This is a genomic window from Kitasatospora sp. NPDC096147 (assembly GCF_044763225.1).
Taxonomy (GTDB): Bacteria; Actinomycetota; Actinomycetes; order Streptomycetales; family Streptomycetaceae; genus Kitasatospora.
Map to the genome: position 1 here is coordinate 49,482 of NZ_JBIWFX010000003.1, position 25,357 is coordinate 74,838.

Here is a 25,357-nt window from a genome sequence, read left to right on the forward strand (position 1 = left end):
AGTCCCATCGTGCCCACGCCCACCGCCCGCCCGGTCAGTCCCCTGGAGACCGAGTCCGTCCGCGAGCGTGTCAACGCGGCGCTCGCGGTCTTCATGACCGAGCAGTCCGAGCTGCTCGACACCGTCTCGCCCCAGCTGGGCCCGGTCGCCGACGCGCTGCGGGAGTTCCTGCTGGACGGCGGCAAGCGGCTGCGCCCGGCCTTCTGCTACTGGGGCTGGCGCGGGGCCGGCGGCCCGGCCGAGGGGGCGGGCATCGCCCGGGCGGCGGCGGCGCTGGAGCTGCTCCAGGCCAGCGCCCTGGTGCACGACGACCTGATGGACCGCAGCGACACCCGGCGCGGCCTGCCGTCGATCCACCGCCGGTTCGAGGGGCTGCACCGGGCCAACGGCTGGCGCGGCGACCGGGAGCAGTACGGGGCCTCGGCGGCGGTGCTGCTGGGTGACCTGCTGCTGATCTGGTGCGACGAGCTGTTCCTGCGCTCCGGCCTGCCGGCCGAGCGGGTGCTGGCGGCCAAGCCGGCCTTCGACCTGATGCGCACCGAGGTGATGGTCGGTCAGTACCTGGACGTGCTGGAGCCGGTGGCCGGGGACTCGGCGGACGCCGGGGCACTGGAGCGGGCGCAGACCGTGCTGCACTACAAGTCGGCGAAGTACACCATCGAGCGACCGCTCCAGGTCGGCGCGCTGCTGGCCGGAGCGGGGCCCGAACTGGTCTCCGCCTACTCGGAGTTCGGCCTGCCGCTGGGCGAGGCGTTCCAGCTCAGGGACGACCTGCTCGGGGTCTTCGGCGATCCGGGGGTGACCGGGAAGCCGGCCGGCGACGACCTGCGCGAGGGCAAGCGGACCCTGCTGGTGGCGCACGCGATGCGCGGCCTCTCCCCCGCCGACGCCCGGCACCTGGACGAGCGGCTCGGCGCCCCGGACCTGACGGCCGAGGAGGTGCCGGTGCTGCGCCGCCTGGTGGAGCGCAGCGGCGCGGCCGAGCTGGTGGAGCACCGGATCGACGAGCTGATGGCCCAGTCGCTGGCCGCCCTGGACGCGGCCCCGCTGGCCGGCGGCCCGGCCCGCGCCGTGCTGCTGGCGCTGGCCGAGGCCGCCACCGTCCGCAAGTACTGACGACCCGCCAGGACGACCTGCCAGGACGGCCCGCGAAGGACGCCGGATCAGACCTGCGGGAAGCCGTAGTGGTACCCCTGCTGCTCGAACCAGGGCAGCAGCCGCTCCAGCGCCTGGTAGGTCTGCGAGCGGTCGCCGCCGCCGTCGTGGAACAGCACGGTCGGGCCGGTGCCCTTGGCCATGCCGTTCTGCACGGCGGCCACGATGGCGTCCACGCCGGGGCGCTTCCAGTCGTCCGGGTCGACGTTCCAGCCGAGCGGGCGCATCCCGTGCTCGGCTGCGATCTGCCGGCTCTCGGGGGTGAAGGCCCCGCCGGGGGCCCGGTAGTACTGCACCTCGGCGCCGTCGCCGGCCGCCTGCTCGATCATCCGCTGGGCGTCCAGGATCTCGCTCTGCTGGTAGGCGAGCGGCTTCTTGTCCATGCCGGTGTCGTGGTGCACCGAGTGGTCGCAGAGCCGGTGGCCGCCCGCCACCACCTGCTTGACCAGGGCCGGGTGGGCCTGCGCGTTCGGGCCGACCATGCAGAACACCGCCTTGGCGTGGTGCTGGGCCAGCAGGTCGAGCACCTTCGGGGTCCAGGTCGGGTCCGGGCCGTCGTCGATGGTGAGGTTGACCGTCTTCCCCTGCTCCTCGGAGGCGTGCACGATCGACGGGTCCACCCGTACCACCGGGTCCGGGCTCGGGCTCGGCGCGGCGACCGGGGCGGAGCCGCCCCCGCCGTCGAGCGCCTGCACGGCGACCACCCCGCCGCCCGCCACCAGGGCCGCCGCCACCGCCGCCGCCACCGCGATCCGTATGCCTCGTCCGTGCCTGCCCGTCATCGTCACGCTCCCCTTGCCCGCCGTCGGTTCGTCTACGGTGACAAATACGCCCAAAGACGATCATTGGTTCCGAACGGCCCGAACTGCCGCACGGATCACACCCGTTCCATGCGACGACCGGCCGCCCGCAGCGGATGCGGACGGCCGGTCGGGAGCTCCTGCGTGCGCTACTGCCGTACCCGGCGGGCGAGTTCGGCCGCAGCCGCGCCCGGGTCGTCGGCGGCGGTGATGGCGCGCACCACCACGATCCGGGTGGCGCCGGCCGCCAGCACCTGGTCCAGGTTGGAGAGGTCGATGCCGCCGATGGCGAACCACGGACGGTCCGTCACCGCCTTGGCGGCGTACGACACCAGGCCGAGGCCGGGGGCGTACCGGCCGGGCTTGGTCGGGGTCGGCCAGACCGGGCCGGTGCAGAAGTAGTCCACCCCGGGCTCGGCGATCGCCGCGTCCACCTCGGCCTCGGCGTGGCAGGAGCGGCCGAACAGCACGTCCTCGCCGAGGATCGCCCGGGCCGCCGGGACGGGCAGGTCGTCCTGGCCGAGGTGCAGCACGTCCGGCCGGGCCGCGTGCGCGACGTCGGCCCGGTCGTTCACCGCGAACAGCCTGCCGTGCCGGCGGGCGGCGTCGGCGAAGACCTCCAGGTACTCCAGCTCCTGCTTCGCCTCCAGCCCCTTGTCGCGCAGCTGGACGACGTCCACGCCGTTGGCCAGCACCGCGTCGAGGAACTCCGGGAGATCGCCCTGCTCGCGCCGGGCGTCCGTGCACAGGTAGAGCCGGGCCTCGGCCAGCTGCTGACGGCGGTCCATCAGATCAGCTCGGCCTGGGCGCGGCGCTTGACCTCGGTGCCCCGGTTCTCCACCAGGGCCTCGATCGGGCTGCCGGGCAGCGAGGGCTGCTCGGTGAACAGCCACTCGATGATCTCCTCGTCGGTGAACTTGGCGTCCCGCAGCAGCGTCAGGGTGCCGGACAGGTGCTTCACCAGGCCCTCGTCCGTGATGAACGCGGCGGGCACCTGGAGCGACTTGTTCGGGCCCCGGCGCACCGCGATCAGCTGGCCGGACCGCACCATGTCGCGGACCTCGGTGACCCGGACGCCCCACCGCTCGCAGATGTCGGGCAGGTAGGTCCACTCGCGGACCAGGGATTCGATCTTGGACTCGTTCTCGCTCACGGCACCAAGACTGCCATCTCGGGCCGCCACGCCCTAAACCGAGGCGGCCTTCAGCTGCACCGCCGGGTCGGCGGCCAGCGCCGGGTCGAGCACCGCGCCGCGCTCGATCAGCTTCTTCGCCTGACCGGTGTCACGCGGCCGGTCCACCGCGAGCAGCGCCGTCAGCCGGCCCTCGCGCAGCCACAGCACCGTCCAGCCCGCCTCCTCCGGTGAGCCGCGCCACACCAGCGCGTCCCCCTCGCCGTGCCGCCCGGCGTACTGCACCATCCGGCCGAACTGCTCCGACCAGAAGTAGGGCACCGGGTCGTACGGGGTCTCCGCCCCGAGCAGTGCGGCGGCCACCGCCCGGCCGGACTGCAGGGCGTGGTCCCAGTGCTGGGTGTTCAGCCGGGCACCGAGCCGGGCCGAGGGGTAGGAGACGCAGTCGCCCACCGCCCACACCCCCGGCAGCGAGGTGCGCAGCCGGTCGTCCGTCAACACCGCTCCGGTGTGGTCGAGTTCGACCCCGCTGCCGGCCAGCCAGCCGGTGGCCGGGCGGGCACCGATGCCCACCACCACCTCGTCGGCGGGCAGTTCGGCCCCGTCCGCGAGCAGCACCGCGCCCGGCTCGACCGCCGCCACCCCGACCCCGCAGCGCAGCTCCGCCCCGGCCTCGGCGTACCAACCGGCCATCAGGGCACCGACCTCGGCGGGCAGCGCCCCCGCGACGGGCGTGGCGGCGGCCTCCACCACCGTCACCTCGCAGCCCAGCTTCCGGGCCACCGTCGCGGTCTCGGCACCGATCCAGCCCGCCCCGACCAGCACCAGCCGGCGGCCGGGCGCCAGGCGCTCGCGCAGGGCACGGGCGTCCTCGACGGTGCGCAGCGTCCGGGCGCCCGGGAGGGTGACCGGCTTGGCTCCGGTGGCCAGCACCAGGGTGTCGTAGCCGAACTCGCCCCGGTCGGTGTGGAGCACCCCGCCGGCCAGGCCGGTGGCGCGGTGGCCGGGGAGCAGGTCGACGCCCGCCCAGTTGACGTCCAGCGTGGTGGAGTCGGTCCGGCCGAGCAGCACGTCCTTGGAGAGCGGCGGGCGGTCGTACGGCGCGTGCGGCTCGGCCCCGAGCAGCGTCACCGGCCCGTCCCAGCCACCGGCCCGCAGCGCGAGCGCGCACTGCGCCCCCGCCATGCCGCTCCCGACCACGACCGCCCGTCCACTACCCGTCAGTTCAGCCACAGCGGTCACCCTACCCACGCGGGCCGTACCCCGGGCCCGCACCGGCACACGCGACGGCAGGCACGGGGACCGCGCGGGCACGGAAGGCGGCCGACCTCCAGCCGACCCGCCGTCAGCCGGTCGCCCGTGCTGCCGTCCCCCCGGCGCAGCGCGACCGGAGGGCGCGCCTCGGCTCAGGCCGTCGGTGCCGCCTGGTGCGGGACGGTGACCACGATCTTGCCGACCTGGACATTGGACTCCATGTACCGGTGCGCCTCGGCGATGTCGTCCAGCGCGAAGGTCCGGTCCACCACCGGCACCAGCGAGCCGCTGCGCAGCCCGGCCGTGACGAAGGCGACGCCGCGCCGCAGCCGCTCCGGGTCGCCGGTGACCTCGAAGAGCGTGTAGGTGCGGGTGCTCAGCGCCGGGTACTCGTCGGCGTTCGGCAGCGGGGTCGGGCGCGGGTCCAGCCGCCCGTAGACCACCAGCTGCCCGCCGGGGGCGATCGCCCGGGCCAGGGTGTTCACCCCGGGGCCGGAGACCGGGTCGAAGGCCAGCCGGACGCCCCGGCCGCCGGTGATCTCCGCGACCCTCGCGGGCAGGTCCTCCCGGTCGGTGACGATGACGTGCTCCGCCCCGGCCGCCAGCAGGGCCTTCCGCTTGGCCTCGCCCCGGGTGGTGGCGATCGGCACCGCCCCGAGGTGACGGACCGTCTGGATCGCGGCCAGGCCGACGCTGCTGGAGCCGGCGGTGACCAGGACGTGGTCGCCCGGCCGGACCGGGGAGTCCTCGGCCAGTGCCCCGTACGCGGTCAGGTAGGCCATCCAGACCGCCGCCCCGGCCACCGGGTCCAGCCCGGCGGGGGCGGGCACCAGGGCGTGGGCCGGGACGATCACGTGGTCGCCGTAGGTGCCGTAGACGTTCTGCGGGAAGGCCGGCACCACGCCGACCGGATCGCCGGGGGCGAAGCCGGTGACCTCGGGGCCGAGCTCCTCGACCACGCCGGCCGCCTCCGCACCGAGGCCCGACGGGAAGCTCGGCCGGAGGAAGTACCCGCCCGAACGGAACATCACCTCGGCCCGGTTGAGGCCGATCGCGTCCACCCGGATCCGGACCTCGCCGGGGCCGGGCGCCCGGACCTCCACCTCACGCACCGTCAGGACCTCGGGGCCGCCGATCTCGTCGAACTGGACGTGCCGCGCCATGGTTCGGTCTCTCCTTCTGCCGGATCCGCACTCGGAACGACCGAACCATGAATTTCGACCACCGTCAAACTTCGATGACAGTCGAACATCGCCCGGTCCGGCCGTACGATGGGACCTACCCGCCCTCCCGAGGAGTCACCGTGACCCGCACCCTGGATCACCCCGAACTGGCCGACGTCACCCTGCAGCAGGTCCTGGAGGCGCTGGTCGACCCGGTCAGGCGGCGGATCGTCACACAGCTGTCCGAGTCCGGGGCCGGCATGAGCTGCGGCACCTTCGACGCCACCGTCTCCCGCTCCACCCTCACCCACCACTTCAACGTGCTGCGCGAGGCCGGCCTGATCCGCCAGTCCTACGCGGGCACCACCAAGCTCAACACCCTGCGCACCGAGGACCTGGAGGCCCGCTTCCCCGGCCTGCTCCGGGCCCTGCTCGACGCCACCGGCTGACCTGACGACGGGGCCTGCGGCGGACCCCGCGGCGGACCTTGGAGCTTCGCACCAGCGGGGCCCGCCACGGCCGCGCCCACTCCGTGAACTCGCCCTTCGGCCGACGACCCGGGCGGGGATATGGTGGGGCGGTATCCACGGGAGCCCGGCGCACCGGGCTGAGAGGCGGGCTGACGCGGCCGGCGACCGTCCGAACCTGATCCGGGTCATTCCGGCGAAGGGAGTGCACGGCTTTGACACGCACCGAGAGCGACGTGCTGGTGATCGGCGGCGGCATCATCGGCCTGGCGGTCGCCTGGCGCACCGCCCAACGCGGCCTCGCCGTCACCCTGGTGGACCCCGAGCCCGGCCGGGGCGCCGCCCAGGTGGCGGCCGGCATGCTGGCCCCGGTCACCGAGCTGCAGTACGGCGAGGAGCCGCTGCTCCGCCTCGGCATGGCCTCCAACGACCGGTACGCCGACTTCGTCGCCGAGCTCACCGACCTCACCGACCTGGAGACCGGCTACCGCCGGACCGGCACCCTGGCGGTGGCGCTGGACTCCGACGACCGCGAGGAGCTGCGCGAGCTGCACGCCTTCCAGCAGCGGCTCGGCCTGGAGTCGCACTGGCTGACCGGCCGGGAGGCCCGCCGGCTCGAACCGATGCTGGCCCCCGGGGTGCGCGCCGGACTGCACGTGACCGGCGACCACCAGGTGGACGGCCGCCGGCTGGCCGCCGCGCTGGTGCTGGCCTGCGAGCGGTCGAACGTCACCGTGATCCGCTCCGCAGCCGTCGAACTCACCGTCACCGACGGCCGGGCCACCGGCGCCCGGCTCGGCTCCGGCGAGCAGCTGACGGCCGCTCAGGTGGTGCTGGCCGCCGGGCCGCAGAGCCACCGGCTGCCCGGCCTGCCGGACGGCGTGCTGCCGCCGGTGCGGCCGGTCAAGGGGCAGGTGCTGCGGCTGCGCATCCCGTCCGCCTACGCGCCGTTCCTGTCCCGCAACGTCCGGGCCGTGGTGCGCGGGCAGCACATCTACCTGGTGCCCCGCGCGGACGGCGAGCTGGTGATCGGGGCGACCAGCGAGGAGCAGGGCTACGACACCACCGTCACCGCCGGCGGGGTCTACGAACTGCTGCGCGACGCCCACGAGTTGGTGCCCGGCCTGACCGAGCTCCCACTGCTGGAGACCGGTGCCGGGCTGCGCCCCGGCTCGCCGGACAACGCCCCGCTGCTCGGCCCGACCGCGCTCCCCGGGCTGGTCGCCGCCACCGGGCACTACCGCAACGGCGTGCTGCTCACCCCCGTCACCGCCGACCTGACCGCCGACTACCTGGCCACCGGCGCGGTGCCCGCGCTGGCCGCCCCCTTCTCCCCCAGCCGCTTCACCCCGAAGGCCGCCGCATGAACCAGCCGAGCCCAATCCCCCTCACCGTCAACGGCACGCCCCGCGAGGTGCCCGCCGCCACCACCCTCGACCTGGTGGTCAGCGAGCTCAGCGCCTCCCCCGGCGGGGTCGCCGCCGCCGTCAACGAGGCCGTGGTGCCGCGCAGTTCGTGGTCCGCGACCGTGCTCCACCCGGGCGACCGGGTGGAGATCCTCACCGCCGTCCAGGGAGGCTGAGCAGCATGGCCGACGACCAACTCACCATCGCCGGGACGGTCTTCGACTCCCGGCTGATCATGGGCACCGGCGGCGCCCCCAGCCTGGAGGTGCTGGAGCAGGCCCTGCTCGCCTCCGGCACCCAGCTGACCACCGTGGCGATGCGCCGGGTGGACCCGGGCACCCAGGGCTCGGTGCTCGACGTGCTGACCCGCAACGGCATCCGGGTGCTGCCGAACACGGCCGGCTGCTACACGGCCGGGGAGGCCGTGCTCACCGCCCGCCTCGCCCGCGAGGCGCTCGGCACCGACTGGGTGAAGCTGGAGGTGATCGCCGACGAGCGCACCCTGCTGCCCGATCCGGTCGAACTCCTGGACGCCGCCGAGACCTTGGTGGACGACGGCTTCACCGTGCTGCCCTACACCAACGACGACCCGGTGCTGGCCCGCAAGCTGGAGGACGTCGGCTGCGCGGCCGTGATGCCGCTCGGCTCGCCGATCGGCTCCGGCCTCGGCATCCGCAACCCGCACAACTTCCAGCTCATCGTGGAGAGCGCGAACGTCCCGGTGATCCTGGACGCGGGCGCCGGCACCGCCTCCGACGTGGCACTGGCCATGGAGCTCGGCTGCGCCGCCGTGATGCTGGCCTCCGCCGTCACCCGGGCGCAGCAGCCGGTGCTGATGGCCGGGGCCATGCGACACGCCGCCGAGGCCGGCCGGCTGGCGTACCGGGCCGGCCGCATCCCGCGCCGCTTCCACGCCGAGGCCTCCTCGGCGATGGCCGGCCGGGCCGACCTGGACACCCGGGAGCGGCCGGCGTTCTGACCGCGGGTCAGCCGCCGCCGGGCCTCCTATCCTGACGGGACCGCTTGCCGCCGGGACGGGAGAGCCGATGCGCAGGGCCCTGACGGTCACCACCACGCTGGCGCTCGCGCTGACCGGCGCCGTCGCCCTGCCGCTGCCCGGCGGCGGCTGCACCGGCATCTGCTCGGAGACCGTCAACGCGAGCGGGCAGCCGCTCACCGCCGGGCGGAACTACTGCGCGGGCGGCCAGTCCACCGGCGGCCTGACGACCCGCCGGCCGGGCTGCGCCTCCGAGCAGTCCGAGCAGCGCTGGACCACCCTCCCACCCGGCCGGCAGACCCCGCCGGGCCAGGACTGGGACACCTTCCGGGTGGACCCGGGCCGGTGCTACCGGGTCTCCTTCGAGGGGTTCTTCCCGTGGACCCCGGACTTCGAGCGGAGCTACTCGGCCGCCGAACCGCTCTACGTCAAGGTCGGCAACGACTACACCGCCCGGGTCGAGAGCCAGCTCCCCGGCCCGTGCTGAGGCGCGCCCCGGCGGACCGGCGCGATCCGCGCCTGCGGGCCCGGCCCGGTCGGTAGCATCGGCCGGATGAGCCGACTGCCTCCGCTGCCGGAGTCCGGGCCCGGGCCCGACGGGTCCCGTACGGTCCGGGTGTTGAGTTACAACGTGCGCTCGCTCCGGGACGACCGGGCCGCGCTGGTCCGGGTGATCCGGGCCTGCGCCCCGGACGTGGTCTGCGTCCAGGAGTCGCCGCGCTACTGGCGTCCGGAGGGCCAGGCGGCCTGGCTGGCGGCCCGCAGCGGGCTGGTGGTGCTCTCCGGCGGCGGCCGGGCGGCGGCCGGGCCGCTGCTGCTCGGCCGGCTGTCGGTGGACGTGCTGGAGGTCCGGGACCGGCTGCTGCCGAAGACCCGGGGGCTGCACGCGCGCGGCTTCGCCACCGCCCGGGTGCGGATCGGCGGCTGCGCCCCGTTCACCGTGACGAGCTGCCACCTGAGCCTGGACCCGGACGAGCGGCTGCGGCAGTTCGCCCTGCTGCCGGAGCAGTTCGGGCCCGGCGAGGAGGGCTTCGTCGCCGGGGACTTCAACGAGCACCCGGACGGCCCCGGCTGGCGGCGGATGTCCGAGGCCTACCAGGACGGGCACCTGGCGGCGCCCTGGGGCGGCACCAACACCTCGGTGCCGTCCGACCCGCACCAGCGGATCGACGCCCTCTTCGCCACCCCGGGCATCGAGGTGCTGGCCTGTGGCGTCCCCCACGGCCTGCCGGGGGTCACCCAGCCCGACCTGGTGGCCGCCACCGACCACCTGCCGCTGCTCGCGGCCGTCCGGATCCCCGCGGTCAGAGGTTGAAGAGCCGGGTGTAGGGGGCCGACACCCGTACCCGCTGGGAGCCGAAGTCGACCAGTACGGCGTTGTCCGGGCCGCCTTCCAGGGCGATCACCCGGCCGAGGCCGTACTGGTCGTGGGAGACCCGCTCGCCCACGGCGAACTCCTTGGGCACGGGCTGCGGTTGAGCCTTGAAGGGACTGGTGGGCAGTGCGCGGCGTCCTGCTCCTGAATTCGTCATCCCGGCCAGTATGCGCCCCAGCGCGCCGGAGTGACCCCGCCGGTGCCTCTGCTACAGTGGGAACCACTTGCAATTCCTGGTTCCCATGAACGTTGTGTGCGCCTTCCGGTTGTGACCGGAGGCGCATTTCCTGTTTCTGGCGGGCCTCCTACAAGGAGATCAATACATGGCTAACGGCACCGTCAAGTGGTTCAACTCGGAGAAGGGCTTCGGCTTCATCGAGCAGGAGGGTGGCGGCCCGGACGTGTTCGCCCACTACTCGAACATCCAGGCCAACGGCTTCCGTGAGCTGCTCGAGGGCCAGAAGGTCGAGTTCGACGTCACGCAGGGCCAGAAGGGCCCGCAGGCCGAGAACATCCGCCCGCTGTAACACCCTCGAAGGGCCCGTACCGAGTGCTGCACCCGGTACGGGCCCTTCGTCATGCCCGCGCATTCCCCCCACCCGACGGGGCGTCAGACCACCGCTCCGCCGTTCGGGTCATCCGGCTCGTCCTCGTCGTCGCGGTCCTTCATCCGGATGACCAGGGTGGCGAAGCCGCCCAGGAAGGCGCTGACGCCGACCCAGGCCGGCCAGCCGGAGACCTCGCGCCAGACCAGGACGTCGAAGAGCAGCAGGGCCGGCCCGCCGAGCACGGCCAGCCAGGCGAACCGGGCGGTGGTGTCCAGCGAGGGCAGCGGCGGCGGCTCCGGCGGGACGAAGTGGCCCTCGTCCGGATCCTCGGCGGCCACGTAGTCCCGGGGGCCGGGCGCCTCCGGGCGGCGGCGCGGCTGCGGGGCGAACCCGTCCGGTCCGTCGGCGCCGCCGGGCAGGTCCTGCCGGGCCTCGCGGGCCCTGGTCTCCTTGGCCCGGACGTTCTCGATCTCCGGCCAGTCCGGGTCGGTCAGGTCGACCGGATCGTCGAACTGGGCCACCAGCGCCGCGAAGATCGCGTCCTGCTCGGCCTGGCTGCCGCCGCCGACCGGACGCCGGACGGGCGCGTCGGAGCCGCCCGACGGCTCGGGCGCGGCCTTGCCGTCCAGGGGCAGTTCCTCGTCGTCGCCCGCCGTGTTGTTCATCTGCACTGCCGGCCCTTCAGCTGAGGAGGTCCTCGGCACTCACGTCCACGCCGCGCGCCTCCACGACGGCGGCCGGGGTCAGGCGCCGGACGAAGTCGAGGCTCGACTCGACGATCAGTCCGGCGTCGTGGTCCAGCGTCGCCACGTGGTAGCTGCGCTCGCAGAGCAGCTCGGTCACATCGGTCGAGGATATCCGGGCCAGCACCAACTCGGAGTTGGCCGGGGAGACCACGTGGTCCTGCGGGCTGTGCAGCAGCAGCACCGGCTGGCGGACGTCCGGCAGCTCCGCCTGCACCGTCCGCCAGAGCCGGCTCAGCGACCAGGCGGCGTGCAACGGGGTGCGGTCGTAACCGAGTTCGTGCGTCCCGGGCTTGGCGATGTCGTTCGCCACCCCCGGCAGGCTGGGCACCAGGTGGCGGATCACCGGCAACAACACACTTGCGGGGTTGTCGGAACGCACGGACGGGTTGACGAGCACCAGACCGGCGAGCGCCGAGCCGTGCCGGGCGGCCAGCCGCAGGGCCAGCGCGCCGCCCATCGAGAGCGCGCAGACGAAGACCTGCTCGCAGTTCTCGGCCAGCTCGCGGAAGGCCCGGTCGACCTCGGCGTACCAGTCCTCCCAGCGCGTCACCTGCATGTCCTGCCAGCGGGTGCCGTGGCCGGGCAGCAGCGGGAGGGAGACGGTGTACCCGGCGGCGGCGAACTCCTCGGCCCAGGGCCGCATCGACTGCGGCGAGCCCGTGAAGCCGTGGACGAAGAGCACGCCGACCGGGCCGCCCTCCCGGCGGTACGGTTCGGCACCGGGCATCAGCGGCATCGGCTGGCTCCTCGACGAGGGAGTGTGAACGGGCGCTCGAATCGTCCCACGCAGGGATGCGGCTCGTACAGCCCCGCCGGTGCGTACCGGACCGGCCGGAAGCATTAGGATCGTGCGGTCCGCACTCCAGGAGGCCCCGGTTGTTCTACCGACTGATGAAGATGATCGTCGCACCGCTGCTGCGGATCTTCTTCCGGCCCTGGATCGAGGGTGCCGAGAACATCCCCGAGGACGGGCCGGCGATCATCGCCAGCAACCACCTCTCGTTCTCGGACTCGTTCTTCCTGCCCGCCCTGATGAAGCGTCGGGTGACCTTCATCGCCAAGGCGGAGTACTTCAACACCCCGGGCATCAAGGGCAAGCTCACCGCCGCCTTCTTCAAGGGCGTCGGCCAGCTCCCGGTGGACCGCTCCGGCGTGCGCGGCGCGGGCGAGGCGGCGATCCGCAGCGCCATCGCGGTGATCGAGGGCGGCGACCTGTTCGGGGTCTACCCCGAGGGCACCCGCTCGCCCGACGGCAAGCTCTACCGGGGCAAGGTCGGCGGCCTGGCCCGGGTCGCGCTGGCCACCGGCGCCCCGGTGATCCCGGTCGCGATGATCGACACCGAGAAGGTGCAGCCGCCCGGCCAGGTGATGCCCAACTTCGGCGTCCGCCCCGGCATCCGGATCGGCCGGCCGCTCGACTTCTCCCGCTACCAGGGGATGGAGAACGACCGCTTCATCCTGCGCTCGGTCACCGACGAGGTGATGTACGAGATCATGCGGCTCTCCGGCCAGGAGTACGTGGACATCTACGCGACCGCCGCCAAGCGGCAGATCGCCGAGGACAAGAAGCGCGCCGACACCGAGCGCAAGGCCGAGCAGAAGGCCGTCAAGGCGCAGCAGGACGCGGAGAAGAAGGCCGCCGCCGAGCTCGCGGCGGAGCAGGACGAGAAGGACCAGAAGGACCAGAAGGACGAGAAGCCCGAGTAGCACTCCGGCGGAGGGGGGCCTGATGGAGGCTCAGCGACCGGGCTGGGGCGGGCCCCTCGGGGCCGGCGGGATGTCGGTGGAGATGCCGCTGTGGCGGGCCATCTCCACCTTCCGGCTGCTCGCCCTGGCCTACGCGGTGCTCCGCTTCTTCGGGTCCTACCTGGACTTCCTGCACCCCGTCTCCGGCTGGATCTTCCTCGGCGCGCTCACCCTCTGGACGCTGGCCTCCACCCGGGCCTTCGCCGGCCCGCAGCGGTGCACCTGGTACGTGCTGGCCACCGACATGGCCTTCACCGTCTTCGGCATCGTGATGAGCGGCTACATCGACACCCCCGCCCGGATCGCCGCCGGTGCGCCCACCCTGCCGACCATCTGGGCGGCCGGCACGGTGCTCGGCTTCGCCGGCAAGGGCGGCTGGCGCTGGGCCGCCTTCGCCGGGGCCGTGATAGGGCTGGCCAACATCGCCGGGCACGGCGGGATCACCCCGGACAACCTGCACAACATCGTGCTGCTGCTGGTGGTGGGCTGCGCCATCGGCTACGTGATCGAGATCGCCCGGGCCGGCGAGAGCGCCCTGACCCGCGCGCTCCAGGTCGAGGCGGCCACCCGGGAGCGGGAGCGGCTCTCCCGCGACATCCACGACGGCGTGCTCCAGGTGCTCGCCCTGGTCCAGCGGCGGGTGGGCGAGAGCGGCCACCCGGAGGAGCTCGGCGAGCTGGGCCGGCTGGCGGGCGAGCAGGAGCGCGCCCTGCGCGCCCTGATGACGGGCGCCCGGCCCGCCGATCCGGCCGCCGCCGAGGAGACCGACCTCTCCGTCCTGCTGACCCGCTACGCGGACGACCGGATCACCCTCTCCGCCCCCGCCACCCCCGTGCCGCTCCCGGCCCGGACCGCCGCCGAGCTGACGGCCGCCGTCGGTGCCGCGGTGGACAACGTCCGCCGGCACGCCGGCCCGGCCGCCCGGGCCTGGATCCTGGTCGAGGACGAGCCGGACGCCGTGACCGTCTCGATCCGCGACGACGGCCCCGGCTACGCCCCCGACCGGCTGCCGGCCGCCGAGGCGGCCGGCCGGCTCGGCGTCTCCCAGTCCATCCGGGGCCGGCTGCACGACCTCGGCGGCACCGCCGACCTGTACTCGGCCCCGGGCCAGGGCGTCGAGGTGGAGCTGCGGGTCCCGCGCCGGCCGCAGGACTGACGGACCGTCAGCCGCTACGGGACGTTCCCGTAGCAGTCGTCCGACGGCAGCGGGCCGAGCGCGGAGTCGATCCCGCACACCAGCCCGGTCAGCAGGACCAGCACCACCAGGGCCACCCGCTGGAGCTGCGGGCCGCGCCGCTCGACCGCCAGGCCGAGCACGGTGAGCAGGACCACCAGGGCCAACCAGACCCCGGCCGCGATCAGCACCCACGGCAGCACCTCGCCGCGGAAGCAGCTCCCCCGGACCACCCAGCCCGCGGACACCGGCGCCACCACCGTGGCCACCACGGCGGTGACCACCAGCCACAGGCAGCCGGCCCGGTCCCGGGGGCTCGACTCCGCTCCAAGATCACTCATGGGCTGGAGGACGCCCGCCGGGGCCGCCCGGTTTCGCCCGGACGGCTCCGCTAACCTCGCCGGAGGCGTACGAGCCGCACCACCCACCCCCGAGGAGCCCGCTGATGGACGCTCAGGTCCGCGTCATGGTCGTCGATGACCACCCGATGTGGCGGGAGGCCGTCTCCCGGGACCTGGCGGAGGCCGGGTTCGACGTGGTGGCCACCGCCGGGGACGGCGAGGAGGCCGTCCGCCGGGCCCGGGCCAGCCTGCCGCAGGTGGTGGTGCTGGACCTCAACCTGCCGACCCTGCCCGGGGTCGCGGCCTGCCGGCAGATCGTCACCCAGGACCCGACGGTGCGGGTCCTGGTGCTCTCCGCCAGCGGCGAGCACGCCGACGTGCTGGAGGCGGTGAAGTCGGGCGCCACCGGGTACCTGGTGAAGTCCGCCAGCCGGGAGGAGCTGATCGAGGCCGTCAGCCGCACCTTCCACGGCGACCCGGTCTTCACCCCCGGCCTGGCCGGGCTGGTGCTGGGCGAGTTCCGCCGGCTGGCCACCGAGCCGGCCGCACCCGCCTCGCCCGCCGTCCCGCAGCTGACCGCCCGGGAGACCGAGGTGCTCCGGCTGGTCGCCAAGGGCCTGTCGTACCGGCAGATCGCCGACCGCCTGGTGCTCTCCCACCGCACGGTGCAGAACCACGTGCAGAACACCCTCGGCAAGCTCCAGCTGCACAACCGGGTCGAGCTGGTCCGCTACGCCATCGAGAAGGGCCTGGACGACACCCTCTGAGCAGGGGCGCCCCGCGCGGGGCGCCCCTGACCCTCCCTCAGACCGCGACCGCGCTGCGCAGCAGTTCGGCGACCAGCGAGACGCCGTCCCGGGTGAGCACCGACTCCGGGTGGAACTGCAGGGTGGCGAAGCCCGGCCCGCGCAGCGCGTGCACGTCCTCGGAGCCGTCCGCCCGGGCCACCTCGATCCCCTCGGCGGCCAGCCGGGCGGCGTCCTCGTCGGTGCAACGGGCGGTGAAGGTGTTGTAGAAGCCCACGGTGTGCCGGGTGCCGAACAGGTCCACGCTCTCCTGGGCGCCCTGGTACGGGACCTCCTTGCGGGCCAGCGGCAGGCCGAGCCCGGCGCTGACCAGCTGGTGGCTGAGGCAGACCGCGAGCAGCGGGGCGGTCCGGGCGCCGCTGCGGGCGGCGGCCAGCGCCTCCGCGACGATCGGCCGCAGCACCGCCATCTTGGGGTCGGCCGGATCGGCCGGATCGCCGGGACCGGGGCCGAGCACCAGCGGGCCCTGATGGGCCGTCACCAGGGCGGCCAGGCCCGGGAGGTCGTAGCGCACCACCCGGACCCGGTGCCCGAGCGAGCGCAGCAGGTGGGCCAGCATCGAGGTGAAGGTGTCCTCGCCGTCCACCACCAGGGTCTCCCGGTCGGCGGTCGCCACCGCCGGCTGCTGCATCCGGAGCCAGAACGGCGCCAGGTCCTTGCGCCGGGAGTCCAGCGCGGCCTGCACCCGGTGGTCGTCGGCCAGCACCGGCCGCCGGCGCCGGGCGGCGCCCTCGGCCGGCGCCGGGCGGGCACCGATCGCGGTCAGCACCCCGGCCGCCTTGGCCAGCGTCTCGGCCACCTCGGAGTGCGGGTCGGAGTGCCGCACCAGGGTGGCGCCGGCCCGCACCACCAGGGCGCCGTCGGGGGCGATGTCCACGGTGCGGATGCAGATCGGCGAGTCCAGCTGCTGGCCGCCGCCGGCCGAGCGGCCGATCAGGGCCAGCGCGCCGGAGTAGTAGCCGCGCCCGGTGCGCTCGTAGCGCCGGATCACCCGGGTGGCGTTCTGCACCGGACTGCCCGTCACGGTGGCGGCGAACATGGTCTCCTTCAGCACCTCCCGGACGTCCAGCGAGGTACGGCCGCGCAGCTCGTACTCGGTGTGCGCGAGGTGGGCCATCTCCTTCAGCCGGGGGCCGAGCACCTGGCCGCCGAGGTCGCCGACCGCGCACATCATCTTGAGCTCCTCGTCGACCACCATGGTGAGCTCCTCCAGCTCCTTGGGGTCGCGCAGGAACTCCAGCAGCGAGTCGATGCCCGGGCCCTCGGCCGGATAGCGGTAGGTGCCGGAGATCGGGTTCATCACCACCGTGCCGCCGCTCTGCCGGACGTGGACCTCGGGCGAGGCGCCCACCAGGTAGCGCTCCCCGGTGTGCACCAGGAAGGTCCAGTACGCCCCGCGCTCCTGCTCCAGCAGCCGGCCGAACAGCCCGAGCGGGGTGGCCGGCCCGAACTCCCCGAGCCGGGCGGTGAAGTCACGCCGGATCACGAAGTTGGCGCCCTCGCCCCGGCCGATCTCGTCCGCGATCACCCGCCGGACGATCTCCGCGTACTCCTCGTCCTCGACGTCGAACTCCCCGCCCTCCAGGGCGATCACCGGGGCCGGCAGCGCGGCCACCACCTCGGCCAGCGGGAAGACGTGGCTCTCCTCGACCCGCAGCGCCTGCAGCGGCGTGCCGTCGTCGTGGGCGTCGAAGCCGCGCTCGCGGATCTGCCGGTACGGCACCAGGGCGAGCAGGTCGTGCCGCGCGCCGCCCTCGGGGGCGCCCTCGGGGACGGGCAGCTCGGCCAGCGTGTCGTACACGCCGACGGTGCCGACCAGGACCTCGACGGTGTCCGGGGCGTGCCGCGGGGTCCGGCGGTGCAGCAGGGCGTAGGCCGGGGCACCGGGCGCGGCGAGGCGGTCGAGCAGGGCGGTCAGCGGGGTGAGGCTGGTCACGGTGGGTCGGTCCTTCCGGAGGTCTGCGGGTCTGGTGTTTCCGCTTCCGGGAGGCCGTCCTGCTCTCCTGATACGCCGACGGCCGCCCCGTGGGGCGGCCGTCGTGTGCGTCTAGGAACGCGCGATCCGTGGGCCACCCATGGGGTTGGCCCACCACCAGGAGAAGGTGTGCGGCGCGAACATGGGGCAGAGCCTAGCGGGCCGGTGCGGCGGAGTGAAGCCGGTCACCCTTTTGTCCGCGCGGTGTCTCACCCATCGGGCGGTGGTCACGATCCGCTCGTCACACCCCGTAGCCTTGACCCCGTGACCGTGACGAATCATCACTCCTGGCAGTCCCTGCCCGCGGCGCAGCAGCCTGAATGGCCGGACCAAGAGGCTCTGCGCAAGGTGCTTGCGGACCTCGCGTCCTATCCGCCCCTCGTCTTCGCCGGCGAGTGCGACCAGCTGCGTTCCCGGCTCGCTGCCGTGGCCCGTGGTGAGGCGTTCCTGCTCCAGGGCGGCGACTGCGCCGAAGCCTTCGACGGCGTGTCTGCGGACCACATCCGCAACAAGCTGAAGACCCTGCTGCAGATGGCCGCCGTGCTCACGTACGCGGCCTCGGTGCCGGTCGTGAAGGTGGGCCGGATCGCCGGCCAGTACTCCAAGCCGCGCTCCAAGTCGACCGAGACCCGGGACGGCGTGACCCTCCCGGTGTACCGCGGCGACTCGGTGAACGGCTTCGACTTCACCCCCGAGTCCCGGATCCCGGACCCGGAGCGGCTGAAGCGGATGTACAACGCCTCCGCGGCGACCCTGAACCTGGTCCGCGCCTTCACCACCGGTGGCTACGCCGACCTGCGCCAGGTGCACGCCTGGAACCAGGACTTCGTGCGCAACTCGCCGGCCGGCCAGCGGTACGAGCAGCTGGCCCGGGAGATCGACAACGCGCTGGCCTTCATGAACGCCTGCGGGGTGGCCCCGGAGGAGTTCAGGACGGTCGAGTTCTACTCCTCGCACGAGGCGCTGATCCTCGACTACGAGACCGCGATGACCCGGACCGACTCGCGCACCGGCGAGCTGTACGACGTCTCCGGCCACATGGTCTGGATCGGCGAGCGCACCCGTCAGCTGGACCACGCGCACATCGAGTTCGCGGCCAAGGTCCGCAACCCGATCGGGGTGAAGCTCGGCCCGACCACCACGGTCGACGAGGCGCTCACCCTGATCGAGCGGCTGGACCCGGAGCGCGAGCCCGGCCGGCTCACCTTCATCACCCGGATGGGTGCGGGCAAGGTCCGCGAGCACCTGCCCGCCCTGGTCGAGAAGGTCACCGCCTCCGGCGCCCAGCCGGTGTGGATCTGCGACCCGATGCACGGCAACACCTTCGAGGCGTCCAGCGGTCACAAGACCCGCCGCTTCGACGACGTGCTCGACGAGGTCAAGGGCTTCTTCGAGGTGCACCGCGCGCTCGGCACCCACCCGGGCGGCATCCACGTCGAGCTCACCGGTGACGACGTCACCGAGTGCGTCGGCGGTGGCGACGAGGTGCTGGTCGACGACCTGCACCAGCGCTACGAGACGGCCTGCGACCCGCGGCTGAACCGCAGCCAGTCGCTCGACCTGGCCTTCCTGGTCGCGGAGATGTACCGCAGCCAGTAGGCATCGACCGGCCTGATGTGACGAAGGCCCCTCCGCTTTTCGGGTGACCGAGGCGGAGGGGCCTTTTTCGTGCGCGTCATTATGGGTAAGGTAAGCCTTAGCTCAGCAAGTCGCCCACACCCTGGAGTCACCGCGATGTACGTGTGCATGTGCCATGCGGTCACCGAGGCCCAGGTCAAGCAGCAGATCGACGAGGGCGCCCAGACGCCCCGTCAGATAGCCCAGGGCTGCAAGGCCGGCACCGACTGCGGCTCCTGCGTGCGGCGGATACAGGCCCTGCTGGGTGAGCACGGCGCCCGCCCCTGCCCGACCGCCCGGCTGGCGGCCAAGCTCGGCCTGGCCGAGCCGGAGACCGGTGCCCAGGCCGCCTGACCACCCGCCCTCAGGACTCCGGCTGCTCGATCAGCTGGGCCAGGTAGAGCGCCTCGCCGAGCTTCTCCAGGAGCTCCAGCTGGGTGTCCAGGTAGTCGATGTGGTGCTCCTCGTCCTCAAGGATGGCCTCGAAGATGTTGGCCGAGGTGATGTCGTTCTTGGCCCGCATGACCACGATGCCGCGCTTGAGGCGGTCGATCGCCTCGACCTCGACCTGCCGGTCGGCCTCGAACATCTCCTTGACGGTCTGTCCGATCCGGACGTGGAACAGCCGCTGGTAGTTCGGCAGCCCGTCCAGGAAGAGGATCCGGTCGGTCAGCGTCTCGGCGTGCTTCATCTCGTCGAAGGACTCGTGCCGGGTGTACTTGGCGAGCTTGGTCCAGCCGTTGTTCTCCTGCATCTTGGCGTGCAGGAAGTACTGGTTGATCGCGGTCAGCTCGGCGGTGAGCTGCTCGTTGAGGAACTCGATGACCTCGGCGTCGCCCTTCATGGCGGTGCCCTCCTGTGCTCTGTTCAGCTGTACGGCTGCCCGCATCGTGACACCCTTTTGCCGCTCATTTCCAGTAAGTTCACGCTTAGTCCTGCCCGTGGCGAACTATCCGATTTGATGGTTTTCGAGGGCCGTCCGGAGGGGCGGGCGCGGCGGCCCCGGAGGGGTCTGTCACCATGGGGGCATGGGTCAGTCAGAACGCGAAGCAGATCCGCCGGCTGACCCGAGACTCCCGCCGGGCCAGCGGCTCCAGCGCGGCTGGCCGGTGCTGCACTACGGACCGGTCCCCCGGTTCAAGCCGCTGACCTGGGACTTCCAGGTGTTCGGCGCCACCGCCTCGGCGGAGAAGCACAGTTGGGGTTTCGAGGAGTTCCAGTCCCTCCCCCGGGTGACGGTGCACGGGGACTTCCACTGCGTCACCCGCTTCTCGATGCTCGGCAACGAGTGGTGCGGCGTGTCCGCCTCCACCGTGCTGGAGCTGGTGCCGCCGGCCGAGCACGTCACCCACGTGATGGTCTGGGCCGAGTACGGCTACAGCGCCAACCTCAGCCTGGCCGACTTCGCGGACGCAGGCACCGTCTTCGCCACCCACCACGACGGCGAGCCGCTCACCGTGGAGCACGGCTTCCCGGTCCGGCTGGTGGTGCCGAAGCTGTACGCCTGGAAGGGCCCGAAGTGGGTCCGCGCGGTCGAGTACATGCGGGCCGACCGGCGCGGCTTCTGGGAGGAGCGCGGGTACCACAACCTCGCCGACCCGTGGCAGGAGAAGCGTTACTCCTACCAGGAGGAGCCCGGCGACGGGCCACTGCGCTGAGGCCCCGTCAAGGCACCGGTCAGAACAGCGAGAAGCCGACCTTCACGGCCGTGCCCTGCTTCGCGGGCTGGCCCGCCGCCGGCACCTGGCCGTTGACCTTGCCGACCCCGAACAGCGCGCTGCCCTCCATCCGGAAGCCGGCCTCCTTGAGGGTGCGCTCGGCGTCGCCCTGGCTCATGCCGGAGACGTCCGGCACCAGGTGCATGCCCTTGCTGACCACCAGCGCCACCGGCGCGCCGACCGCCAGCTGGGTGCCGGGGGCCGGATCGGCCGAGACCACCGCCGCCTGCGGCACCGTGTCGCTGTACTCCTCGGTGACGGTGCCCGGGGTCAGCCGGGCCTCGGTGAGCTGACGGGTCGCCTGCTCCAGCGGGCGGCCGGCCAGCGGCGGCACCGCCACCCGCTCGGGCCCCCGGGAGACGGTCACCCGCACCGGATCGCTCTTGCGGGCCTTGGCCCCGGGCGCCGGGTCGGTGGCCATCACCTTCCCGGCCGGGACGCTCTCGCTGTACTGCTGGACCAGGCTGACCTCCAGCCCGGCGCCGGTCAGCTCCCTCTCCGCCTGCTCCTGACCCTGCGACAGCACGGCCGGCACGGTGGCGTACAGCGCGCCCGAGAGCGCGTAGGTGGTCCCGCCGACCAGCAGCAGCACCACCGCCAGCACCGAGGCCCAGACCGCCGGGCGCCGCAGCCTGGCCCCGATGCCGGGCCGGGCGCCGCGCCGCCGGGGCGCCCGGCGCGGGGCGGGCTCGTCGTACGGGCGGGGGCGGGTGAGCATCATGGTCGGGACGTCCAGCACGCTGGTCCGCTCGACCTGCTGGATCACCGAGGTGGCCTCGGTGGTGGGGTGCAGCGGGCTGGGGCGGGCCGAGGCGGGCGGCTCGGCGTCCAGCTGAGCCGGCGTCAGGGCCCGGCGGGCCCGCTGGAGGGTGGCCAGCAGCTCGACCGCGTCCCACGGGCGGCCCTGCGGGTCGCGGGCGGTGGCGGCGGCCACTATCGCGTCCAGGCCGGGCCCGGCGGCGGGGGCGGTGAGCGAGGGCGGCGGGACGTCCTCGTGCAGGTGACGGTAGATCACCTGCACCGGGTTCTCGCCGGTGTGCGGCTTGTGGCCGGTGAGCATCTCGTAGAGCAGGATGCCGGCCGCGTAGACGTCCACCCGCTGGTCGGTCGGCAGCCCCGGCCGCACCTGCTCGGGGGCCAGGTAGGAGACGGTGCCCAGCACGGTGCTCGGGCTGGTGGTCTCAGTCACCCCGTCGGAGCCGGTGAGCAGCCGGACCAGCCCGAAGTCGGCCACCTTGACCAGGCCGCCGTCGGTGATCAGCACGTTCTCCGGCTTGACGTCCCGGTGCACCAGCCCGGCCCGGTGGGCGGCGCCGAGCGCGGCCAGCACCGGCTCCAGCACGTCCAGCGCGGCCCGCACGCTCAGCGCGCCCCGGTCCCGGAGCAGGTCCCGCAGGGTGCGGCCGGGCACGTACTCCATGGCCAGGAAGACGGTCGTGCCGTCGGCGCCCTGGTCGAAGACGTTCACCACGTTCGGGTGGGCGAGCCGGGCCACCGCCTTGGCCTCGCGGATGAAGCGGCCGGTGAACTCGGCGTCCCGGGCCAGCGAGGGGTGCATCACCTTCACCGCCACCGTCCGGTCCAGCCGGGTGTCGGTGGCCCGGTAGACGGTCGCCATCCCGCCGACCGCGATCCGCCGCTCGATCCGGTACCGGCCGTCGAGCAGGGTGCCGGTCAGCGGGTCGGGCGGCGAGGTGTCCATCAGAGGAGTCTATGGTCTGCCCGGCCGGTCACCGGCCCTGCCAGGACGGCAGGTCGGCGGCGCCCATCACACTGCCGTCGCGGCGGTAGAGCACCAGCATCGCGCCGCGCTCCCGCTCGCCGGTCCAGGCCAGGTAGCTGCGGATGATCTGCTCGGTCCGGTCGGGCCGGGCGTCCTCCCAGTCGGTGGCCAGGTAGCTGTTGGTGTGGCCGCCCTGCGGCACGTCCCGGGTGGCCCTGGTGATGTGGCCGAGCACGGCGGCGTGCTGCTCGGGCGTGCCGTGGCTCCGCACGTACGCGGTGAACTCGGCCGCCACGTCGCGCCCTTCGGCCGGCATCGCGCTCGGGGCGTGCGCACCGGCCGGGCGGTCCGGCGGCGCGGCGGTGCAGGCGGTGAGCAGCAGCAGGCCGGCGGCTGCGCAGACGGTGCTGGCGCGGGTCATGACGGCCCCTCCCCCGGTGGACTACCCGCAGGAGTGTAGTCGGCACGCCGAAGGCCGGACGCCCTTGCGGACGACCGGCCTTGACGGTGCGTCAGGTGGTGCGGCGGCTCAGGTGCGGGCCAGGTCGGCCGCTCCGGCGATGCCGGCGGCGGAGCCCATCGAGGCGAGCACCACCTCGGCGCGCGGGCGGTGCACCCCACCGGTCAGGTACTTCTCGAAGGACTTGGCCACCGGGTCGAGCAGCAGGTCCCCGGAGTCGGAGACGCCGCCGCCGAGCACGAAGACCGCCGGGTCGAACAGGGCGGCCAGATCGGCCATCCCCCGGCCCAGCCAGTCGGCCAGCTCGTCGTAGCACTCCAGCGCCAGCGGGTCGCCCTCGGCGGCGGCCTCGGTGATGTGGATGCCCCGGATGGTCTCGGCGACGCCGTCGTTGAGCTCCAGCATCCGCTTGCCGGCCACCGGGTCGGCGGCCGACTTCTCCCGGCCGTAGCGGCGCAGCGCGCGGCCGGAGCCGTACTGCTCCCAGCAGCCGTGGCCGCCGCAGCCGCAGAGCAGGCCGTCGGGCACCATGTTGAGGTGGCCGATCTCGCCGGCCACGCCGAACCGGCCGCGGTGCAGCCGGCCGTCCAGCACGATGCCACCGCCGATGCCGGTGCCGACGGTGATCAGCACCATGTCGGAGTGCTCTGCCGCCGCGCCGAAGCGGAACTCGGCCCAGGCCGCGCAGTTGGCGTCGTTCTCCACCACGGTGTCGAGGCCGGTGAGCTCCTCGACCCGGGTCTTGAGCGGCTCGTTCTCCCAGGCGATGTTGGGCGCGAAGATCACCGTGGAGCGCTCGCGGTCGACGAAGCCGGGGGCGCCGACGCCCACGCCGGCCACGTCCGGGTACTGCTCCTTGAGCTCGCGCACCGCCTGGGCGATGGCGTCCACCGCCCACTGGGGATCGGCAGGGGTGGGTACCCGGGTCCGGGCGAGGATCTCGCCGTTCTCGTCGACCACGCCGGCCGCGATCTTCGTCCCGCCGACATCGACGCCGATGGTCAGAGCCATGTGTCCCTCAGCTATTCACTCGTTCCCGCTGAGCGGAACGCTACCCGGAGAAGAGGGCTCCCGTACACAGGGATTCATACATTATTCGAAGACAATTCCCGATCGTGATGGCGATGAGCATTCAGGAGTCGTACGTTCTGCCCCACCCGGTGACGCCTCGGAGTGACATCCTCACTGGTCAGGGTCGGTCGGTTCACTACTTGTCCGACGGTCCGTCAAGGTCGATGTGCTCGGCCTCGGCGCGTCCCGGCGCCGACCAGCGGCGCTCGTGCCCGCTCACCGCCGCCCGGTAGGCGGCCAGCAGCTCGCCCCCGGCGGCGGCCAGGTGGCCGTAGACCTCGGGGTTGCGCTCCCGCCAGTCGCCGACCGCCCGCTGGGCCTTCTCCCCCACGGCGGCGGCGATCCGGCGGACCTCCTCGATCAGGTCCTCCGCCCCGGCCTCCCGGCCCGCGCGGTCCTCGTGCTCTGCCTGCTCCTCGGCCATCGGGCCCTCCCTGGATGGTGGTCGCTGGATGGTGGTCGCTGGATGGTGCCCGGCGGCCGGCGTCAGCCGCGCGGCCAGAGGTCGTGGTCCGGAGCGAAGCGGACCGACAGCAGACCGTCGGTCAGCCCGGCCCCGCGGACGGTGCAGCGGCGCAGCGCCGAGGGCAGCGGGACGATCCGCCGGTGGTCACCGAGGCCGAGCACCAACTCGTCGCCCCGGCGCACCAGATCGAGCTCGGCCCGGTCGGCACCGGGCAGCGTGAGGTGCCAGACCAGCAGCCCGTCCTCGGCCAGCCGGTCCTCCACCCACCAGGGGTGCTCGGCCACGGCGGGCGCGGCGCCCGCGTGGAGCTGGGCGGCCACCTCCTCCAGGGCGGGCTCCGGCTGACGGCTGATCAGCAGCGGGACGTCCAACTCCCCCGCCAGCGCGGCCAGCTCGTCCCGCTCGCGGGCGGCCCGGCCGGCCAGCCAGGGGTCGGCGGAGTCCAGCGCGGCGGCGGGCAGCGCGCGGTGGGCGACCACCGCGTCGAGGCGCAGCCGGTGCAGGGCCAGACCGGCCCGGGCCCGGCGGAGTTCACCCGGACGGGGCGCCGCGGCGTCCACCACCAGGCGGACGGTGGTGGTCGGGGCCTCGATCACGGCCCGGGCCCCGGCCAGCGCCGCGGCGGCCCGGCCACGGGCCTCGAACAGCCAGTCGGCGGGCATCGGCACCCCGGCGACGGCGGCCAGCAGCGGGCGCAGGGCGCGGGCGGCCTGGCGCTGCTCGGGCAGCAGCCGGGCCAGGTGGCGCTCCAGTTGCTCGGGCAGGGCGAGCGCGGCGATCAGCTCGGCGGGGCGGGGCGCGGCCACCACCAGCACGCCGGCCTCGGTGGTGCGCAGCGCGCGGAGCAGGGCGAGCTGGGCGGTCCCGGGGAGGGCGGTCAGCTCCTCGCGGTCCAGCGCGGTGGCGCCGAGCAGGTCGAGGGCGGGGCCGAGGGCGTCCTGGAAGCCCTGCACCGCGTCCTCGAAGGCGGCCTGCGGATCGGTCCGGGCCACCGTCAGGGCGTCGGCGTAGCGGGCGGGTTCGGCGGTGAGGCGGACGCCGAGCAGGGTGTCCATCGCCCGGTGCGGGTCGTCGGCGGCCAGCAGGTGGGTGGGCCGGCCCCGGCCGGCGTGGTGCAGTGCCGTCGCGGCGGCGACCAGCTCGGCGCCGTCACCACTGACCAGGATGGTCCGCATCGGGTCCTCTCGCGGGGGGGGTACGGGACGGGGGCTCGCGTC

Annotated in this window: 30 protein-coding genes and 1 riboswitch; of the genes, 14 read left to right on the top strand and 16 right to left on the bottom strand. The window is 73.8% G+C overall.

Going from position 1 to position 25,357, the window contains the following annotated elements; all coding sequences use genetic code 11:
- The first annotated feature begins 9 nt into the window (after positions 1 to 9).
- A complete protein-coding gene (locus ACIRBX_RS10735) occupies positions 10 to 1,116 on the top strand; it encodes a polyprenyl synthetase family protein (protein WP_402295367.1) in 1,107 nt (368 codons plus the stop codon).
- A gap of 47 nt (positions 1,117 to 1,163) precedes the next feature.
- Here ACIRBX_RS10735 and ACIRBX_RS10740 read toward each other — a convergent pair whose 3' ends face one another.
- The 5 genes from ACIRBX_RS10740 to ACIRBX_RS10760 all read right to left on the bottom strand — a co-directional run bounded on the left by ACIRBX_RS10740 (position 1,164) and on the right by ACIRBX_RS10760 (position 5,504).
- On the bottom strand, positions 1,164 to 1,937 hold the full coding sequence (locus ACIRBX_RS10740) for a polysaccharide deacetylase family protein (RefSeq protein WP_402295369.1): 774 nt from the start codon (positions 1,935 to 1,937) through the stop codon (positions 1,164 to 1,166).
- A 167-nt stretch (positions 1,938 to 2,104) separates the two neighbouring features.
- Positions 2,105 to 2,743: a thiamine phosphate synthase gene (thiE, locus tag ACIRBX_RS10745; RefSeq protein WP_402295371.1), complete on the bottom strand. Its 639-nt coding sequence runs from the start codon at positions 2,741 to 2,743 to the stop codon at positions 2,105 to 2,107.
- Entirely contained in the window at positions 2,743 to 3,108 is a 366-nt protein-coding gene (locus tag ACIRBX_RS10750; RefSeq protein ID WP_402295372.1) for an Rv2175c family DNA-binding protein, read from the bottom strand. The genes thiE and ACIRBX_RS10750 overlap by 1 nt, the downstream gene beginning before the upstream one ends.
- A gap of 33 nt (positions 3,109 to 3,141) precedes the next feature.
- The gene (locus ACIRBX_RS10755; protein WP_402295374.1) at positions 3,142 to 4,329 is read right to left on the bottom strand and encodes an NAD(P)/FAD-dependent oxidoreductase; all 1,188 of its coding nucleotides are present in this window, start codon (positions 4,327 to 4,329) and stop codon (positions 3,142 to 3,144) included.
- 164 nt (positions 4,330 to 4,493) lie between these two features.
- A complete protein-coding gene (locus ACIRBX_RS10760; RefSeq protein WP_402295376.1) occupies positions 4,494 to 5,504 on the bottom strand; it encodes a zinc-dependent alcohol dehydrogenase family protein in 1,011 nt (336 codons plus the stop codon).
- 140 nt (positions 5,505 to 5,644) lie between these two features.
- Here ACIRBX_RS10760 and ACIRBX_RS10765 point away from each other — a divergent pair, with 140 nt between their 5' ends.
- The 6 genes from ACIRBX_RS10765 (at position 5,645) to ACIRBX_RS10790 (ending at position 9,689) form a co-directional block, all read left to right on the top strand.
- Positions 5,645 to 5,953: an ArsR/SmtB family transcription factor gene (locus ACIRBX_RS10765; RefSeq protein ID WP_402295378.1), complete on the top strand. Its 309-nt coding sequence runs from the start codon at positions 5,645 to 5,647 to the stop codon at positions 5,951 to 5,953.
- Positions 5,954 to 6,080: 127 nt separating this feature from the next.
- Positions 6,081 to 6,193: riboswitch (TPP riboswitch) on the top strand.
- Positions 6,187 to 7,338 (top strand): glycine oxidase ThiO, encoded by a 1,152-nt coding sequence (gene thiO, locus ACIRBX_RS10770; protein WP_402295380.1) that lies wholly within the window; start codon positions 6,187 to 6,189, stop codon positions 7,336 to 7,338. Its footprint overlaps the riboswitch before it by 7 nt.
- Entirely contained in the window at positions 7,335 to 7,553 is a 219-nt protein-coding gene (gene thiS / locus ACIRBX_RS10775) for a sulfur carrier protein ThiS (RefSeq protein WP_402295382.1), read from the top strand. The genes thiO and thiS overlap by 4 nt, the downstream gene beginning before the upstream one ends.
- Positions 7,554 to 7,558: 5 nt before the next feature.
- Positions 7,559 to 8,356 (top strand): thiazole synthase, encoded by a 798-nt coding sequence (locus ACIRBX_RS10780; RefSeq protein ID WP_402295384.1) that lies wholly within the window; start codon positions 7,559 to 7,561, stop codon positions 8,354 to 8,356.
- A 67-nt stretch (positions 8,357 to 8,423) separates the two neighbouring features.
- A complete protein-coding gene (locus tag ACIRBX_RS10785; protein WP_402295386.1) occupies positions 8,424 to 8,861 on the top strand; it encodes a hypothetical protein in 438 nt (145 codons plus the stop codon).
- Between the two features lie 66 nt (positions 8,862 to 8,927).
- Positions 8,928 to 9,689, top strand: coding sequence for an endonuclease/exonuclease/phosphatase family protein (locus tag ACIRBX_RS10790; RefSeq protein WP_402295388.1), 762 nt, complete (start codon positions 8,928 to 8,930; stop codon positions 9,687 to 9,689).
- Here the strand turns inward: ACIRBX_RS10790 and ACIRBX_RS10795 are convergent.
- Positions 9,679 to 9,906 (bottom strand): hypothetical protein, encoded by a 228-nt coding sequence (locus ACIRBX_RS10795; RefSeq protein WP_402295390.1) that lies wholly within the window; start codon positions 9,904 to 9,906, stop codon positions 9,679 to 9,681. The two genes, ACIRBX_RS10790 and ACIRBX_RS10795, sit on opposite strands and share 11 nt — an antisense overlap.
- 166 nt (positions 9,907 to 10,072) lie before the next feature.
- Between ACIRBX_RS10795 and ACIRBX_RS10800 the strand changes: the two genes are divergently transcribed.
- Complete coding sequence (locus ACIRBX_RS10800; protein ID WP_345697933.1) at positions 10,073 to 10,276, top strand: cold-shock protein; 204 nt, start codon at positions 10,073 to 10,075, stop codon at positions 10,274 to 10,276.
- Positions 10,277 to 10,359: 83 nt separating this feature from the next.
- Here the strand turns inward: ACIRBX_RS10800 and ACIRBX_RS10805 are convergent, their stop codons facing one another.
- A complete protein-coding gene (locus tag ACIRBX_RS10805) occupies positions 10,360 to 10,962 on the bottom strand; it encodes a hypothetical protein (RefSeq protein WP_402295392.1) in 603 nt (200 codons plus the stop codon).
- Between the two features lie 16 nt (positions 10,963 to 10,978).
- Positions 10,979 to 11,779 (bottom strand): alpha/beta hydrolase, encoded by an 801-nt coding sequence (locus ACIRBX_RS10810; RefSeq protein WP_402295394.1) that lies wholly within the window; start codon positions 11,777 to 11,779, stop codon positions 10,979 to 10,981.
- Between the two features lie 140 nt (positions 11,780 to 11,919).
- Between ACIRBX_RS10810 and ACIRBX_RS10815 the strand changes: the two genes are divergently transcribed.
- Together ACIRBX_RS10815 and macS are read left to right on the top strand one after the other, a co-directional pair.
- Positions 11,920 to 12,750: a lysophospholipid acyltransferase family protein gene (locus tag ACIRBX_RS10815; protein ID WP_402295396.1), complete on the top strand. Its 831-nt coding sequence runs from the start codon at positions 11,920 to 11,922 to the stop codon at positions 12,748 to 12,750.
- Between the two features lie 22 nt (positions 12,751 to 12,772).
- On the top strand, positions 12,773 to 13,945 hold the full coding sequence (gene macS, locus ACIRBX_RS10820; protein ID WP_402295398.1) for a MacS family sensor histidine kinase: 1,173 nt from the start codon (positions 12,773 to 12,775) through the stop codon (positions 13,943 to 13,945).
- A gap of 14 nt (positions 13,946 to 13,959) precedes the next feature.
- Here the strand turns inward: macS and ACIRBX_RS10825 are convergent, their stop codons facing one another.
- The gene (locus ACIRBX_RS10825; protein WP_402295400.1) at positions 13,960 to 14,304 is read right to left on the bottom strand and encodes a hypothetical protein; all 345 of its coding nucleotides are present in this window, start codon (positions 14,302 to 14,304) and stop codon (positions 13,960 to 13,962) included.
- 104 nt (positions 14,305 to 14,408) lie between these two features.
- Here ACIRBX_RS10825 and ACIRBX_RS10830 point away from each other — a divergent pair, with 104 nt between their 5' ends.
- The gene (locus ACIRBX_RS10830; protein ID WP_402295402.1) at positions 14,409 to 15,071 is read left to right on the top strand and encodes a response regulator; all 663 of its coding nucleotides are present in this window, start codon (positions 14,409 to 14,411) and stop codon (positions 15,069 to 15,071) included.
- Positions 15,072 to 15,108: 37 nt separating this feature from the next.
- Here ACIRBX_RS10830 and ACIRBX_RS10835 read toward each other — a convergent pair whose 3' ends face one another.
- Positions 15,109 to 17,046, bottom strand: coding sequence for an anthranilate synthase family protein (locus tag ACIRBX_RS10835; protein ID WP_402295404.1), 1,938 nt, complete (start codon positions 17,044 to 17,046; stop codon positions 15,109 to 15,111).
- A 303-nt stretch (positions 17,047 to 17,349) separates the two neighbouring features.
- Between ACIRBX_RS10835 and ACIRBX_RS10840 the strand changes: the two genes are divergently transcribed.
- Complete coding sequence (locus tag ACIRBX_RS10840) at positions 17,350 to 18,684, top strand: class II 3-deoxy-7-phosphoheptulonate synthase (protein WP_402295406.1); 1,335 nt, start codon at positions 17,350 to 17,352, stop codon at positions 18,682 to 18,684.
- 135 nt (positions 18,685 to 18,819) lie between these two features.
- A complete protein-coding gene (locus tag ACIRBX_RS10845) occupies positions 18,820 to 19,056 on the top strand; it encodes a bacterioferritin-associated ferredoxin (RefSeq protein WP_402295408.1) in 237 nt (78 codons plus the stop codon).
- A gap of 10 nt (positions 19,057 to 19,066) precedes the next feature.
- Here the strand turns inward: ACIRBX_RS10845 and bfr are convergent, their stop codons facing one another.
- Positions 19,067 to 19,546 carry a bacterioferritin gene (bfr, locus tag ACIRBX_RS10850; RefSeq protein ID WP_402296446.1) on the bottom strand — a complete coding sequence of 160 codons (480 nt, stop codon included), beginning with the start codon at positions 19,544 to 19,546 and terminating at the stop codon, positions 19,067 to 19,069.
- Between the two features lie 184 nt (positions 19,547 to 19,730).
- Between bfr and ACIRBX_RS10855 the strand changes: the two genes are divergently transcribed.
- Positions 19,731 to 20,360: a sulfite oxidase-like oxidoreductase gene (locus tag ACIRBX_RS10855; RefSeq protein WP_402295410.1), complete on the top strand. Its 630-nt coding sequence runs from the start codon at positions 19,731 to 19,733 to the stop codon at positions 20,358 to 20,360.
- 19 nt (positions 20,361 to 20,379) lie between these two features.
- Here the strand turns inward: ACIRBX_RS10855 and pknB are convergent, their stop codons facing one another.
- The 5 genes from pknB to ACIRBX_RS10880 all read right to left on the bottom strand — a co-directional run bounded on the left by pknB (position 20,380) and on the right by ACIRBX_RS10880 (position 25,315).
- A complete protein-coding gene (gene pknB, locus ACIRBX_RS10860; protein WP_402295412.1) occupies positions 20,380 to 22,122 on the bottom strand; it encodes a Stk1 family PASTA domain-containing Ser/Thr kinase in 1,743 nt (580 codons plus the stop codon).
- Between the two features lie 28 nt (positions 22,123 to 22,150).
- A complete protein-coding gene (locus ACIRBX_RS10865) occupies positions 22,151 to 22,564 on the bottom strand; it encodes a hypothetical protein (RefSeq protein ID WP_402295413.1) in 414 nt (137 codons plus the stop codon).
- 108 nt (positions 22,565 to 22,672) lie between these two features.
- Entirely contained in the window at positions 22,673 to 23,614 is a 942-nt protein-coding gene (locus tag ACIRBX_RS10870) for an ROK family glucokinase (RefSeq protein WP_402295414.1), read from the bottom strand.
- Between the two features lie 196 nt (positions 23,615 to 23,810).
- Complete coding sequence (locus ACIRBX_RS10875) at positions 23,811 to 24,098, bottom strand: DUF5304 family protein (protein ID WP_402295415.1); 288 nt, start codon at positions 24,096 to 24,098, stop codon at positions 23,811 to 23,813.
- A 62-nt stretch (positions 24,099 to 24,160) separates the two neighbouring features.
- The gene (locus tag ACIRBX_RS10880) at positions 24,161 to 25,315 is read right to left on the bottom strand and encodes an ArsA family ATPase (RefSeq protein ID WP_402295416.1); all 1,155 of its coding nucleotides are present in this window, start codon (positions 25,313 to 25,315) and stop codon (positions 24,161 to 24,163) included.
- Positions 25,316 to 25,357 lie beyond the last annotated feature (42 nt).